Consider the following 13,907-nt stretch of genomic DNA (forward strand, 5'->3'; position numbering starts at 1 on the left):
GAGATAGAAATCATAAAGAATATTGGCGGCGATAGTGCGGTGGGCCCACCTGATTCCATACCGAACTCAGAAGTGAAACGCCGTAATGCCGATGGTAGTGTGGGGCATCCCCATGTGAGAGTAGGTCACCGCCAAGCCTGATACGAACCCCTGATGTGAGTGCATCGGGGGTTTTTGCTTTTCTGGTGGGAAGATAATAATAAACAGAAGAAGATTGTACAACTGCAGACAATAAAACCTACCTGAATTGTTATATACAAATTTTGTGCTAATTGTTATTCTTTAAAGGGTAACTGTTGATGTTTTAAGGAGAAAATTATGTATTTTTTAGATGGCTTACCAATTGCCGCTATTGTTTTTGTCGTGCTTGTTGGCGTATTGCTTTATTCTACGCTTAAGACTGTTCCTCAGGGCTATAACTGGACTATTGAACGTTTTGGTCGTTATACCCGTACTTTAATGCCTGGTTTGAATTTTGTTGTTCCATTCGTTGATCGTGTAGGTCGTAAAATTAATATGATGGAACAGGTTTTAGATATTCCATCACAAGAAGTTATTTCAAAAGATAATGCCAACGTAGCTATTGATGCGGTATGTTTCGTTCAAGTTATTGATGCACGTAATGCTGCTTATGAAGTAAATCATTTAGAGCAAGCTATCATCAACCTTACTATGACAAATATTCGTACTGTATTAGGTTCTATGGAATTGGATGAAATGTTATCTCAGCGCGATTCTATTAATAGCCGATTACTGTCTATTGTGGATGAAGCCACAAATCCTTGGGGAATCAAAGTCACCCGTATTGAAATCCGCGATGTTCGTCCTCCACATGAACTTATTGCAGCGATGAATGCACAAATGAAAGCAGAACGTAATAAACGTGCAGATATTTTGGAAGCAGAAGGGGTGCGTCAAGCTGAGATTTTACGAGCAGAAGGGGAAAAACAATCGCGCATTCTGAAAGCCGAAGGGGAAAGACAAGAGGCATTCTTACAGGCTGAAGCCCGTGAACGTGCAGCTGAAGCAGAAGCAAAAGCGACTCAAATGGTATCTGATGCTATTGCTAATGGTGATACTAAAGCAATTAATTACTTTATTGCACAAAAATATACTGAGGCTTTAAAAGAAATTGGTGGTTCGGATAACAGTAAGGTTGTTTTAATGCCTTTAGAAGCGGGTAATTTAATCGGTTCAATTGCAGGAATCTCTGAGCTATTAAAATCCGATAAAAGAACAAATTAATAAAGTAGAGGTTGGTATGGAATGGTTAACAGACTGGGGTGTTTGGCATTGGCTTATTCTTGGTTTTGTCTTGCTTATTGCTGAAATTTTAGTGCCTGGTGTTTTTCTTTTATGGTGGGGATTATCTGCCATTGTGATTGCAGTTATTACAAAATTGATTCCTACGCTACCTCTTTCTTTTCTTGCGGTAATGTACGCCGTTATTGCCAGTATTTTCAGTATTATCTGGTGGCGTTATCAACACGCTAAAGATCAAATCGATCAATCAAAAAGTGTTCTTAACCAACGGGATCATGCAATGATAGGGGCGCAGGGCAAAGTTTTGGAAATTGGTGAAAATGGTATTGGTAGAGGCGCTTTTGGCGATACTACTTGGCGAATACAAGGATGTGATTTAGCTGTCAATGACATTGTTGAAGTAACCGCTGTGGATAGCATTACATTAAAAGTTAACAAGATTTAAGGATATTAATGAAGCATTTAATTATTTTTGCTCACCCTAACCAACAAAGTTTTAATCGAGCTTTAGTAGAATGTATTGTTCAGGCATCGCATGAAATGAATGTAGAAACGATTGTGCGAGATCTTTATACGTTAAATTTTAATCCCATTTTATCTTGGGATGAATTAGGTGCTTGTCAGGCTGGTATTGTACCGGCAGAAGTGAAATTTGAACAAAGTCTGATAAAACAAGCTGATTTGATTACGTTGGTCTATCCTCTTTGGTGGATGGGATTTCCAGCAATTTTGAAAGGCTATTTGGATCGCGTGTTGAGTTATGGCTTTGCCTATCAAACTGAAAATGGTTGTTCGGTAGGTTTATTGAGCAATAAGAAAATGCAGCATTTTATCACCATGGGAAATAATCTTGAGCGTTACCAAAGTCTGAATTTTGATAAAGCGTTGCAAACCTGTTTGGTTGATGGTTTATTTAATTTCTGTGGTATTACGGATATTCAGCATGATATTTTTGGCGATATACATTTATTAAATGAAGCAGGTTATTTGAATATTTTTAATCGTGCGACACAAAAAACGCAAGAAAATCTGACCGCACTTTTAGCGAAAGAGGATAAGGCATAATGCAAGAGAACCTACAATTAAATAACTTTTCTTTGATTAGTCGATTATTTGGTAATTTATTTTATCGCCAGCCGACAGAACCTATTTTATCCGGTGTATTTGCTTGGCTAAATCAAGGTAATTTATCTCAAGTTTGGGCATTAAACGAAGATAATGACAGCCAAAAGGCGTTAGATTCATTACAAATGGCAATTGATTTAACCTTGTTAGATAAAGAATACCAAAAGCTTTTTGGTGAATCCGGAAATGTTGCAACGGAAATTTCTGCGTATGACATTTCTATTGAAGAGTTTCATGCTTTTCGTCAAGTTCGTGGTTTGCCTGAAGCCGAGGATATCGATCATTTTGCCATGTTATTGTTAACCGCATCTTGGTTAGAAGATAATGCGGATTCTTTAAGCGCTCAACAGGAATTATTTGAACGTTTTCTTCTGCCTTGTGCAGCTAAGTTTTTAGTGAAAGTTGAAACACAGGCTACACTGCCGTTTTATCGTTCTTTGGCTTATTTAACGCGTGAAATTCTCTCTGCGATGGCTGATGAGTTAGATTCAGAAGCATTATAAAAAATCATTCAAAATAAAGGTGAGCTTGCGGCTCACTTTTTTTGTATCTAGTCTTTATATAAATGATTGTCTTCATTCGGTTGTGTTTTAAAGCGGCGATGGAGCCACATATACTGTTCAACGCCTTTCATAATTTCTGTTTCAATCACTTGGTTCATTCTTGCCGCAATTTCAGTTTCATCATGTAGATCAGAAAAATCGACCGGCGGAGAGATAGTGACCGTATAGCCGGAATTATCTGCGTTTCTAAGCGGCGCGAAAGGAATCACTTTACTGTTTGGAGAAGACTTTAATAAGTAATAACTACCGGTTGTTGTTGCAGCGTGAGGAACCGCAAAGAACGGCACGAAAACGGCATTTTTTCGACCATAGTCGTGGTCAGGTGCATACCAAATAATATCGCCGTTTTTTATTGCCTTAATCATGCCACGAAGATCTTTACGATCCAGCATCGCTTTATTGGAGCGTAATCTCCCTTGTGTTTGAACCCAATCAAACAATGGATTATCGTTAGGGCGATAAACCCCAATCCCCGGTTGATGAATGCCAACAATACGAGCGCCCAATTCAAGCGTTAAGAAATGTACGCCGACGAAAATGATGCCATCGGCCAAATTGTTTTGTAAATAACTAAGTCCTTCAATTTTTGACCATTTTTTTATACGGTGATCAGACCAAAACCACGCCATGCCGGTTTCAATAATCGCCATACCAGTAGAGCGTAAATTGGCGTGTAAAATCTGATGAATTTGTTGTTCAGACCAGTCAGGAAAGCAAAGTTCCAGATTACGTTTCGCGATCTTAGCGCGTCTTTTGCCCACACCGGTTTTAGCAAACAGCCAACCTAATCCATTGCCAATTTTGCATAAAATAGGGTAAGGCAGAAGTAAAATTAAGCGGAAAATACCGAGAGCGAGCCAAAAGCCCCAGTGTTTTGGATGGAGAAATTCAATTTTAAATGTCGGAAGAACTGATTTTGCCATAAGGATTACAGGGTGACTTCAATTGGTTTTTAGTTTAACGGAATTTTTAGGAAATAGCATTTCCCCTGTGGTAATATTAGCAAAATTTTTTATTTCAATAAGTTAAGAGAAAATCAAATGGGTCAATATTCTGCACAATTTAATCAGGCAAAAGTTTTGGTATTAGGCGATGTGATGTTGGATCGCTATTGGTTTGGTGCGACCAATCGAATTTCGCCGGAAGCGCCGGTGCCGGTGGTACGCGTTCAGAAAAATGAAGAGCGTGCGGGCGGTGCAGCAAACGTGGCGATGAACATTGCGTCATTAAATGTGCCGGTACAGTTGCTTGGTTTGACCGGTCAGGATGAGGCGGGTGTTGCATTAACCGCATTATTACAACAACAAAAAATCGATTGTAACTTTGTCCAATTATCTACCCATCCAACGATTACCAAGTTACGTATTTTATCCCGTCATCAACAGCTTTTACGTCTTGATTTTGAAGAAGGCTTTCAAAATGTGACAAGCGAAAATTTATTACAAAAATTAGAAAGTGCGATCAAAAATTACGGCGCTTTAGTGCTTTCGGATTACGGCAAAGGTACCTTAAATGATGTACAAAAAATGATTCAAATTGCGCGCAATGCCAATGTGCCGGTGTTGATCGATCCGAAAGGGACTGATTTTGAACGTTATCGTGGAGCCACTTTGTTAACACCGAATATGTCGGAATTTGAAGCGGTCGTGGGGAAATGTCATTCCGAACAAGAGATTATCGACAAGGGGCTGAAACTCATTTCAGACATCAATCTCACCGCACTTTTGGTGACACGTTCTGAAAAAGGCATGACCTTATTGCGTCCAAATCAACCGGTATTCCATTTGCCGACAGAGGCAAAAGAAGTCTTTGATGTGACAGGGGCAGGCGATACGGTGATCAGTGTGCTTGCAATCGCGTTAGCGGATGGCCGTAGTTTTGAAGAGGCCTGTTATTTATCCAATGTGGCCGCCGGTATTGTGGTGGGTAAATTGGGCACATCAACCGTTTCAACTGTCGAGTTGGAAAATGCGATTCATGGACGAACTATCACCGGTTTTGGTGTGATGACCGAAGATGAATTGAAACAAGCGGTTAAATTGGCAAAAGATCGTGGCGAGAAAATCGTGATGACAAATGGGTGTTTTGATATTTTGCATCCTGGTCACGTGTCTTACTTAGAAAATGCCCGTAAGCTAGGTGATCGTTTAATTGTTGCTGTGAATACGGATGAATCGGTAAAACGCTTAAAAGGGGAAGAACGACCGATTAATCATTTGGCCTCGAGAATGGCGGTGCTTGCCGGTCTTTCTTCTGTGGATTGGCTGGTTGCCTTTGATGAAGATACGCCGCAACGTTTAATTGGTGAAGTCTTGCCTGATTTATTGGTGAAAGGCGGCGACTATAAACCGGAAGACATTGCCGGTAGTAAAGAAGTCTGGGCAAACGGTGGCGATGTGAAAGTACTGAATTTTGAGAATGGTTTTTCCACATCGAACGTGATCAAGAAAATTAAGCATTTGGAAAAATAAAGCCAATAAAAAAGCGCGGGTAAACCGCGCTTTTTTGTTTATAAGTGATGCAAAATTTCTTCAATATGCTTTAAACCATTTAATCGAGTGGAACTTAACCGTTGAGCAATGCCTAATTCATTGAAATAAGTGGTTAGATCAAATTGGTGCAAAGCTTCAGCCGTTTGATTTTCAATGCGCTGCAACAAAATCCATAACAAGCCATTCATAATCCGCGCTTCGCTGTAAACTTGAAAGTGAAAAGTGCGGTCCGTTTTTTCGGTGAATTTAAACCAGACTTGCACTTCACAGCCCGGAATGGTTTGCATCGTTGCCAATTCTTCTTCATTTGGCTCAGGAAGATTTTTTCCTGCTTGAATAATCAAGCGATAGCGATCTTCCCAATGTTTTGTTTCAACTAATTGTTGTTCAATATTCATCTTAATAACTCTAAACTTTTATCTAATGCGTTAAAGAAGGTTTCGACCTCTGTGGCTACATTGTACGGCGCAAAAGATAAGCGCAACGTAGCCGTTTGTCCTAAACGCGCCAAATAAGGCTGGGCACAATGTTCTCCAACGCGTAGTGCAATCTGTTGTTCTGCGAGTAAGGTGGCTAAATCGGAAGCATTAATGTCTTCAAAAACGAAACTGACCACCGAACTTGGTTGTGGCGAATTAAAGAGTTTACATTTTTCATAATGGCTTAAGCGCTGGCGAGTGATTTCTGCTAAATGTACAGCGGAGGATTCCATTTCTGCAATATCCCATTGGCTTAGCCACGCTAACACTGCATTAAAACCAATGACGGCAGCAATATTGGGTGTGCCGGCTTCTAAACGGTAAGGCAATCCTGAAAACGTAATTTGCTCTTTGCTGACTTTGCTGATCATTTTACCGCCATATTGGAGCGGTTGTAGCAAATTGAGTGAGGATAATTTTCCGCTTAACACGCCAAGTCCGGTTGGCCCGTAAATTTTATGGGCGGAAAAAGCAATAAAATCCACATCCAATTCGGCTAAGTCGATTTTAACGTGGCTAATTGCTTGCGCTGCATCTAACAAAATTAAGGCAGAACTCTTGTCTCGAATATGCTGAATCAGTTGTTTGACTGGTTGCTGAGTACCGGTGACATTTGATGCAAAATTTAACGCCACCAGTTTAGTGTTTGGATTTAATTGTTTTAGCAAGGTTTCGGTGTTAATTAACCAACTATCATCCATCGGTAATACATGAAGTTTTGCCCTGCTTTTTTCGGCAATTTGATGCCAAGTAACGAAATTGGCGTGATGATCCGCTTCACTAATAATAATTTCATCGCCAGTCTTTAGATGTGGCAATAAGCCATTTGCAACGGTATTAATCGCTTGAGTGGTGCCCGATGTCCAAATGACGGCTTGTTCATCTTCTGCATTAATGAGATGTTTTACTTGGGTACGTGCTTGTTCATAAAGTGCGGTCTGTTTTTCATCATATTGGCTACGATGCACCGAACCGGCAGACCGGTAAAAATCCACCGTGGCATCAATGAGACATTGTGGTTTTAATGCTGTTGCGGCGTTATCTAAATACACCACCGCATCGTTATGCGTGAAATAAGGAAAATATTGACGAAATGTCATAGGCTCAAAATTCATATAGCTTACCTTTTGGAATGACGCCATAAGTGCGGTTCAATTGGAGAACGATCCTGCCATAAACCAAGGCGTTTATTTTGGGCAATTTGTTCGGCTTGGGTATAAATGGGCGTCGTCGCATATTGTTTATATGCCCAGGCCATGCCTTGCTGCACCATGATTAAATTGACATTTTGCCCTTGGGAATTATATACCGTGGCTAACGTGCGATGATAACGATCTTCTCCTGTAACCGCCAGTTTGACATGTTGTTGGTGAATGAGTGAAGCGAGTCGTTGACGAGATTTTTTACCGAAAGGTTGGTTATGCTCAGGGGCGTCAATTTCGGCTAAACGTACTTTTATCTGTTGGTTATTTGTGGTTAGGCAGCTAAAGGTGTCGCCATCAGTGATGCCTACAACACGACAGGTAAGCGTTTTTGCCTGAAGTGTAAAAGAGAGCAGCAACAGTAGAATGCAGAAAAATCCTTGTGGCATAATCATTAGCGCATTAAAAGTGCGGTCGTTTTTCTCGGTAAATTTTAAGCGGAAGGGAAGATTCAGTTACAAAAAAAGCTGCGTTTTACCGCAGCTTTCATTTTTCTGAAACTTATCATTGGTGCCTAGGGTCGGACTCGAACCGACACGTTTATTCAACGGCGGATTTTGAATCCGCTGCGTCTACCAATTTCGCCACCCAGGCAACACTGATAAGTCTCGTAAAAACGAGCGGTATTATAAGGGATTGTATTTCAGTTGCAAGTAAAAACTTTGTAATTTTATTTAACTGTATAAAATTCAACACATTTGATGATTTTTTATCTGTGAAATGTTGACCGCACTTTTTTCTTTTTCTGGCTTTATTCCCTCCACGTTTTGAATAAAAAATTCCCCTCCTAACCAAATAGGAGTAAAATTATTTTAAAGTTTAAAAAAAAGTTGAGTTTTTATAATGTATCGGAAAGTTTTTGATTTAGTCAGATCGTTGCTTGTATTGTATTTCATGTTGTATTTGGGCGAACTTATCGCCTATTACGTTCCTATTGGTATTCCATCGAGTATTTGGGGATTATTGTTACTGTTTACTTGTTTGATATTACGTATCGTCAAAGTGGAGTGGGTGATGTTTTCCTCCCGTCTTTTAATTCGTTATATGGCGTTATTATTTGTGCCGGTCAGTGTGGGAATCGTCAAATATTCCGGCTTGCTCATGGATCAAATGAAAGAATTATTAGTGCCGAATATTGTCAGTACTTGCGTGACCTTGGTTGTGATCGGTTTACTGTCTGACTATCTGTTTTCCCTCAAATCCTTTACGCACCTCAAACATAAAATCATGAAAAAACGGATGAAGGAGGAATGATGTCTTATTTTGTTTATGCTTATACATTATTGACAATTCTTGCTTTTGTTTTGGCGGTGAAAATCAATCAACGTTGGAAATCGGTGGTATTAAATAGCTTTGTGTTAACCGTGCTAATGTTAGTGGCTATCTTGTTGGCATTTCATCTACCTTATGACACCTATATGGCCGGCAATGCGCCGCTGAATAATTTATTGGGCGTGAGTATTGTTGCATTGGCGGTGCCGTTATATGAACAAATTCGTCAAATTGCTCGTCATTGGCAAATCATTTTGATTACCACCGTGTCCGCCTCTCTTTTATCTATGATTAGCGGCGCCGTATTGGCATTATTTCTCGGGGCGAAACCAGATATTGTGGCGACCATTTTACCGAAATCTATTACTACACCGATTGCCATGGCAGTATCTGAAAATTTGGGTGGGATTCCTTCGGTGGCAGCTGTTGGGGTTGTTGTTGCCGGTTTGCAAGGTTCGATTTTTGGTTATCTGCTCTTGAAAAAAATCGGGTTGAAAAATCAAGAAGCGATCGGTTTATCCGTTGGGGCGATTTCTCATGCGCTAGGTACGGTCAGTTGCATGGAAAATAATGCAAAGGCAGGGAGTTACAGTTCCATTTCTTTAGTATTGTGCGGTATCATTAGCTCAATTTTGGCACCTTTTGTCTTCAAATTGATCTACGTATTGGTATAGCATGAAAAATCAAATTAATCCCCGTTGGCAGCAACGTTTTATTGACGATAAACCACGGGAAAAAGACCACCGTCCGCCGTTTCGTCGTGATCGCGGGCGTATTCTTCATTCCGCCGCTTTTCGTTGTTTACAAGCAAAAACGCAAATTCATGCGGTGGGCGAAAATGATTTTTACCGCACTCGATTAACCCATTCTTTAGAAGTGGCACAAATCGGCAGTAGCCTTGTGGCGCAACTCAAATTTGCTGAAGCCTTTGCTACCTTGGCACAACAACTGTCTCAGGATAAAAGCGAGTTGCAAAAGCAACTTAGCCCTTTGTTGCCCACCAATGATTTAATCGAAAGTTTGTGTTTTGCGCACGACATCGGCCATCCGCCTTTTGGGCATGGTGGCGAGGTCGCACTCAATTATATGATGCGCAATAATGGCGGTTTTGAGGGAAATGCACAGACTTTTCGGTTGCTCACCAAGCTTGAACCTTACACGCCCAATGCCGGCATGAATTTAACCCGTCGCACCATTCTTGGCATTGTGAAATACCCGACCATTTTGGATGTCTCTTCCGCGCAATATGATCAATTCGCTGAAAGCCAACACAGTGATCCTCGTTATGTCAAAATCGCTGACTGGCGGCCCGGGAAAGGATTATTCCGTGACGATCTTGACATGTTTAACTGGTTGCTTGAGCCGCTTTCTGAAAGCGATCGTGCGTTATTCGGTTCACTCCAAAAAGTGCGGTCAAATCCGCAAGAGATTTTAAAGACTCGTTTTAAATCCCTCGACTGTAGCATTATGGAGCTAGCGGATGACATCGCTTATGGCGTGCATGATTTGGAAGATGCCGTCGTCGTCGGTGTGGTCAATGTGCAGCAATGGCAAGAGGCCTTGAATGCATTGAAAGACTGTCAATCAGATTGGATGCGACAACATATTGAAGATATCAGTACAAAACTGTTTTCCGATCAACATTACTTACGCAAAAACGCTATCGGTGCGTTAGTGAATTATTTCATCACCAATGTGCGTTGGAAAATTCAACCTGAGTTTAGCGATCCGCTGTTGCGTTATAACGCCGAATTACCGTCGGAAGTGGTGGGCGTGCTAAAAGTATTCAAAAATTTTGTCCAGAAATACGTGATCAATAATGTGGAAACGCAACGTGTAGAATACAAAGGTCAGCGTATTTTGACGGAACTGTTCCAAATTTTTGATTCGGATCCGCAACGCTTACTCCCAACCAACACCGCCAACCGTTGGCGGAATGCAGAAGAAAACGGTAAAAAACGCGTGATTTGCGATTACATTGCCGGCATGTCGGATGCGTATGCATTGAAAGTGTATCAGCAACTTTAAAGTGCGGTCGTTATTTATCATAAATGTGAAATGGCGCTTGCTGAGCTTGTCGAAGCATAAGTCATTTCATTACTATTTTTTTTATTTTTAAAGGATTTTTTGTGGCACTTATCAGCTTAACCAACGGATATCTTTCTTTCAGCGATGCCCCTTTATTGGATCATGCCGAACTACATATTGAGCCTAATGAGCGCGTGTGTTTAGTCGGTCGCAATGGCGCCGGCAAATCTACGTTGCTTAAAATTATTGCCGGAGATGTCATTATGGATGACGGCAAAGTGCAGTATGAAAAAGACTTGGTCGTGTCCCGCTTGGAGCAGGATCCGCCGCGCCATGCAGAAGGCAATGTGTTTGATTATGTGGCGGAAGGGATTGAGCATTTGGCGGATTTATTGAAGGAATACCATCATATTTCCGTGCAGCTAGAGCAGTATTACAGTGATCAGACGTTAAATCAGCTTGCCCAAATTCAAGCGAAATTGGAACACGCTAACGGTTGGCAATTTGAAAATAAAATCAATGAAGTGTTACAAAAATTGGAATTAAATCCGAATACTAAGCTTGCTGATTTATCCGGTGGTTGGTTGCGTAAAGCTGCTTTGGCGCGTGCCTTGGTGTGTAATCCGGATGTACTGTTGTTGGATGAGCCGACTAACCACTTGGACGTGGATGCCATCGAATGGCTAGAAAATTTCCTGATGGAATTTGGCGGGAGCATCGTGTTTATTTCCCATGACCGTTCTTTTATTCGCAAAATGGCGACCCGCATCGTGGATTTAGATCGCGGCAAATTGGTTTCTTACCCCGGCAACTATGATTTATACCTTACCGCGAAAGAAGAAAACTTGCGGGTAGAAGCGTTACAAAATGAGCTGTTTGATAAACGCTTAGCGCAAGAAGAGGTTTGGATTCGCCAAGGCATTAAAGCCCGTCGCACCCGTAATGAAGGACGCGTGCGCGCGTTAAAAGCCATGCGCGAAGAACGTCGCCAACGTCGTGACGTGATGGGCACCGCAAAATTGCAATTAGACACGTCTAGCCGCTCCGGCAAAATCGTGTTTGAAATGGAAAACGTCAGTTACGACATTGACGGCAAACAATTACTTAACGATTTTAGTACCACCATTTTACGCGGCGACAAAATCGCTTTAGTCGGCCCGAACGGGTGTGGTAAAACCACCTTTATCAAATTGCTGCTCGGTGAAATTCAACCCACAAGCGGTTCTATTCGTTGTGGTACTAAATTGGAGATTGCCTATTTTGACCAATACCGTGCTGATCTTGATCCGGAAAAATCCGTGATGGATAACGTTGCCGATGGCAAGCAGGACGTGGAAGTCAACGGCATCAAACGCCATGTGTTGGGCTATTTGCAAGATTTCTTGTTCCCACCGAAACGCGCCATGACGCCGGTAAAAGCCCTTTCCGGTGGTGAACGTAACCGCTTGTTATTGGCAAAATTATTATTGAAACCGAATAATTTATTGATTCTCGATGAACCGACTAACGACTTGGACGTAGAAACCTTAGAGCTTTTGGAGGAAATCCTCACCGATTACCAAGGCACATTGCTCATCGTCAGCCACGACCGTCAATTCATCGACAACACTGCAACGGAATGTTACATCTTTGAAGGCAAAGGCGTGTTGAACAAATACGTTGGTGGCTTCTTCGATGCCAAACAGCAACAAGCCAATTATTTCGCTCAAAAAACTGAACAGAATGCAGAGAAACAGAAAAAAGTTGAGCCGAAAAAAGAAGAAAGTGCGGTGGAAAATAAATCGGTTTCCAATAAACCCAAATCCGTCAAACTTTCTTACAAAGAACAGCGTGAACTGGAACAACTTCCGCAACTGTTGGAAGATTTAGAAGAAAAAATCACCGCACTTCAAACCGAAATCGGTGACCCGAATTTCTTCCAACAATCTCACGATGTGACGGATGCCAAGCTGAAAGCCTTGGCTGACGCCGAAGTCGAACTGGAAACGGCATTTATGCGTTGGGAAGCATTGGAAGAGAAGAAAAATTTGGCGGAAGGGAAGTAGTTAAATTGTTTGGTATGAAATAAAAAAGTGCGGTGAATTTTTACCGCACTTTTTTTGTTAAATCAGGTTACTAATAAAAATTACCAAAATAATAAACGGCACGACAAATTTCACATAGTTAAACCAAATGTTGGTAAAGAGAGAATTTGGTGTCGGAGAGAGTTCTTTTTTCGCTTCGTCTTTTAGCACGAAACCAACGAAAAGGGCGCAACCAAGTGCGGTTAACATAAACAGAATATTGCCGCTGACAAAATCAAAGGCATCGAAAATGCTTTTACCGAAGAAGGTCACGTCTTTCCACAGATTGTCGCCGAGAATTGCCGGTACGTTGCCTAAAAGGAAGATACCGCCCAAGGTCAAGATAATGGCTTTGCTACGACGCATTCTGAGTTTTTCTTGCAGGGCTGTGATAATCACTTCGTAAATGGTAATAGATGTCGTTAAAGCGGCGATAAGCAATAAGCCGAAGAAGATAATTGCAAAGAATTTACCTGCCCATAAATGGGAGAACACAATCGGCAAACTTTGGAACACTAAGGTTGGGCCTGCATTTGGTTCAATACCGAAGGTAAACAAGGATGGGAAGATCATAAAGCCGGCTAACACGGCGATAATGGTGTTACTGAAGCCGGTGATAACGGCGGTTTGGATTAAATTTTCTTCTTTATTTAAGTAACTGGATAGGGTGATTAATACGCCAAAACCCAGACTTAATGCGAAGAAAACTTGACCTAATACAAAAATAAATAATTCCGCGGTGATTTTAGAGAAATCCGGTTTGAGGTAGAACGTAATCCCTTCCATGGCGCCCGGTAAGGTCACGTTACGAATGACCATACCGATTAAGAAAATAAACAACAATGGCATTAAGTATTTCACTGAGCGCTCGATACCACCGATAATGCCTTTTGCCAAAATAATGTAATTCACCAATACGAAAAGTGCGGTGTAAATGATGATTTCAACCGGACTGTTACTGATGTGTAAATCGTAGAAATCTTTAGCTACATCTTTGGTGATCGGCACAGAAATATCGAGAGTACCGCTGATGAGATTGATGATATAGGTAATTACCCAGCCGCCAAGCACCATGTAATAAGCCATGATCCCAAATGCTCCCAATAAGCCCATGTAGCCGATGATTTTCCAGTATTTTGAAATGCCTTTACCTTTATCAAGGATCTTGTCACCGAAGGCATCGATGGAGTTAACACGTAAACGACGGCCGATGACGTTTTCTACTAAAATCATCGGGATCCCAATTAAAATCATGGCTAAACAGAACAGCATGACATAGGCACCACCGCCGTGTTCTCCCACTAAATAAGGAAAGCGCCATGTTGCGCCAAAGCCTACGGTTGCACCGGCAACGGTAAGTACATAAGTTAAGCGACTGGACCAAGTTTGTCTTTCTGATTTTGTTGTCATAAGTTTTCCT

The 13,907-nt window shown here is 41.4% G+C and carries 14 protein-coding genes, 1 tRNA gene and 1 rRNA gene; 10 read left to right on the forward strand and 6 right to left on the reverse strand.

The window, feature by feature from the left end; translation table 11 throughout:
• Positions 1 to 21: 21 nt before the first annotated feature.
• The 5 genes from rrf (at position 22) to AC30SH_RS03640 (ending at position 2,891) form a co-directional block, all read left to right on the forward strand.
• Positions 22 to 137, forward strand: a 5S ribosomal RNA gene (rrf, locus tag AC30SH_RS03620).
• Between the two features lie 181 nt (positions 138 to 318).
• Positions 319 to 1,245 (forward strand): SPFH domain-containing protein, encoded by a 927-nt coding sequence (locus AC30SH_RS03625; RefSeq protein ID WP_212509719.1) that lies wholly within the window; start codon positions 319 to 321, stop codon positions 1,243 to 1,245.
• Positions 1,246 to 1,261: 16 nt separating this feature from the next.
• Positions 1,262 to 1,708 (forward strand): NfeD family protein, encoded by a 447-nt coding sequence (locus tag AC30SH_RS03630; protein ID WP_109128716.1) that lies wholly within the window; start codon positions 1,262 to 1,264, stop codon positions 1,706 to 1,708.
• Between the two features lie 8 nt (positions 1,709 to 1,716).
• Entirely contained in the window at positions 1,717 to 2,328 is a 612-nt protein-coding gene (locus AC30SH_RS03635) for an NAD(P)H-dependent oxidoreductase (RefSeq protein WP_212509718.1), read from the forward strand.
• Complete coding sequence (locus AC30SH_RS03640) at positions 2,328 to 2,891, forward strand: TorD/DmsD family molecular chaperone (RefSeq protein WP_315028036.1); 564 nt, start codon at positions 2,328 to 2,330, stop codon at positions 2,889 to 2,891. Before AC30SH_RS03635 ends, AC30SH_RS03640 begins: the two co-directional genes overlap by 1 nt.
• Before the next feature lie 47 nt (positions 2,892 to 2,938).
• On the opposite strand, the gene AC30SH_RS03645 is transcribed toward AC30SH_RS03640, so the two are convergent.
• Positions 2,939 to 3,874, reverse strand: coding sequence for a Kdo(2)-lipid IV(A) acyltransferase (locus AC30SH_RS03645; protein WP_315028038.1), 936 nt, complete (start codon positions 3,872 to 3,874; stop codon positions 2,939 to 2,941).
• Positions 3,875 to 3,991: 117 nt separating this feature from the next.
• Here AC30SH_RS03645 and hldE point away from each other — a divergent pair, with 117 nt between their 5' ends.
• Positions 3,992 to 5,422, forward strand: a complete 1,431-nt coding sequence (gene hldE / locus AC30SH_RS03650; protein ID WP_314885577.1) for a bifunctional D-glycero-beta-D-manno-heptose-7-phosphate kinase/D-glycero-beta-D-manno-heptose 1-phosphate adenylyltransferase HldE — start codon at positions 3,992 to 3,994, stop codon at positions 5,420 to 5,422.
• A 38-nt stretch (positions 5,423 to 5,460) separates the two neighbouring features.
• Here the strand turns inward: hldE and AC30SH_RS03655 are convergent, their stop codons facing one another.
• From AC30SH_RS03655 to AC30SH_RS03670, 4 genes are all read right to left on the reverse strand, one after another.
• On the reverse strand, positions 5,461 to 5,841 hold the full coding sequence (locus AC30SH_RS03655; RefSeq protein WP_048750547.1) for a SufE family protein: 381 nt from the start codon (positions 5,839 to 5,841) through the stop codon (positions 5,461 to 5,463).
• Positions 5,838 to 7,037, reverse strand: coding sequence for an aminotransferase class V-fold PLP-dependent enzyme (locus tag AC30SH_RS03660; protein ID WP_212509714.1), 1,200 nt, complete (start codon positions 7,035 to 7,037; stop codon positions 5,838 to 5,840). The genes AC30SH_RS03655 and AC30SH_RS03660 overlap by 4 nt, the downstream gene beginning before the upstream one ends.
• A 5-nt stretch (positions 7,038 to 7,042) precedes the next feature.
• On the reverse strand, positions 7,043 to 7,519 hold the full coding sequence (locus AC30SH_RS03665) for a thermonuclease family protein (protein WP_212509713.1): 477 nt from the start codon (positions 7,517 to 7,519) through the stop codon (positions 7,043 to 7,045).
• A 113-nt stretch (positions 7,520 to 7,632) separates the two neighbouring features.
• Positions 7,633 to 7,718: transfer RNA gene (locus tag AC30SH_RS03670), tRNA-Leu, on the reverse strand.
• A gap of 249 nt (positions 7,719 to 7,967) precedes the next feature.
• On the opposite strand from AC30SH_RS03670, the gene AC30SH_RS03675 reads away from it, so the two are divergent.
• The 4 genes from AC30SH_RS03675 to AC30SH_RS03690 all read left to right on the forward strand — a co-directional run bounded on the left by AC30SH_RS03675 (position 7,968) and on the right by AC30SH_RS03690 (position 12,469).
• A complete protein-coding gene (locus AC30SH_RS03675) occupies positions 7,968 to 8,378 on the forward strand; it encodes a CidA/LrgA family protein (protein WP_212509712.1) in 411 nt (136 codons plus the stop codon).
• The gene (locus tag AC30SH_RS03680; RefSeq protein WP_489582128.1) at positions 8,378 to 9,070 is read left to right on the forward strand and encodes a CidB/LrgB family autolysis modulator; all 693 of its coding nucleotides are present in this window, start codon (positions 8,378 to 8,380) and stop codon (positions 9,068 to 9,070) included. Before AC30SH_RS03675 ends, AC30SH_RS03680 begins: the two co-directional genes overlap by 1 nt.
• A 1-nt stretch (position 9,071) precedes the next feature.
• Positions 9,072 to 10,424 (forward strand): anti-phage deoxyguanosine triphosphatase, encoded by a 1,353-nt coding sequence (locus tag AC30SH_RS03685; protein WP_109103856.1) that lies wholly within the window; start codon positions 9,072 to 9,074, stop codon positions 10,422 to 10,424.
• A 101-nt stretch (positions 10,425 to 10,525) separates the two neighbouring features.
• Positions 10,526 to 12,469 (forward strand): ABC transporter ATP-binding protein, encoded by a 1,944-nt coding sequence (locus AC30SH_RS03690; protein ID WP_212509710.1) that lies wholly within the window; start codon positions 10,526 to 10,528, stop codon positions 12,467 to 12,469.
• 57 nt (positions 12,470 to 12,526) lie between these two features.
• On the opposite strand, the gene AC30SH_RS03695 is transcribed toward AC30SH_RS03690, so the two are convergent.
• Positions 12,527 to 13,897 carry a sodium-dependent transporter gene (locus AC30SH_RS03695; RefSeq protein WP_212509709.1) on the reverse strand — a complete coding sequence of 457 codons (1,371 nt, stop codon included), beginning with the start codon at positions 13,895 to 13,897 and terminating at the stop codon, positions 12,527 to 12,529.
• Positions 13,898 to 13,907 lie beyond the last annotated feature (10 nt).

This window comes from Aggregatibacter sp. HK296 (genome assembly GCF_980469475.1).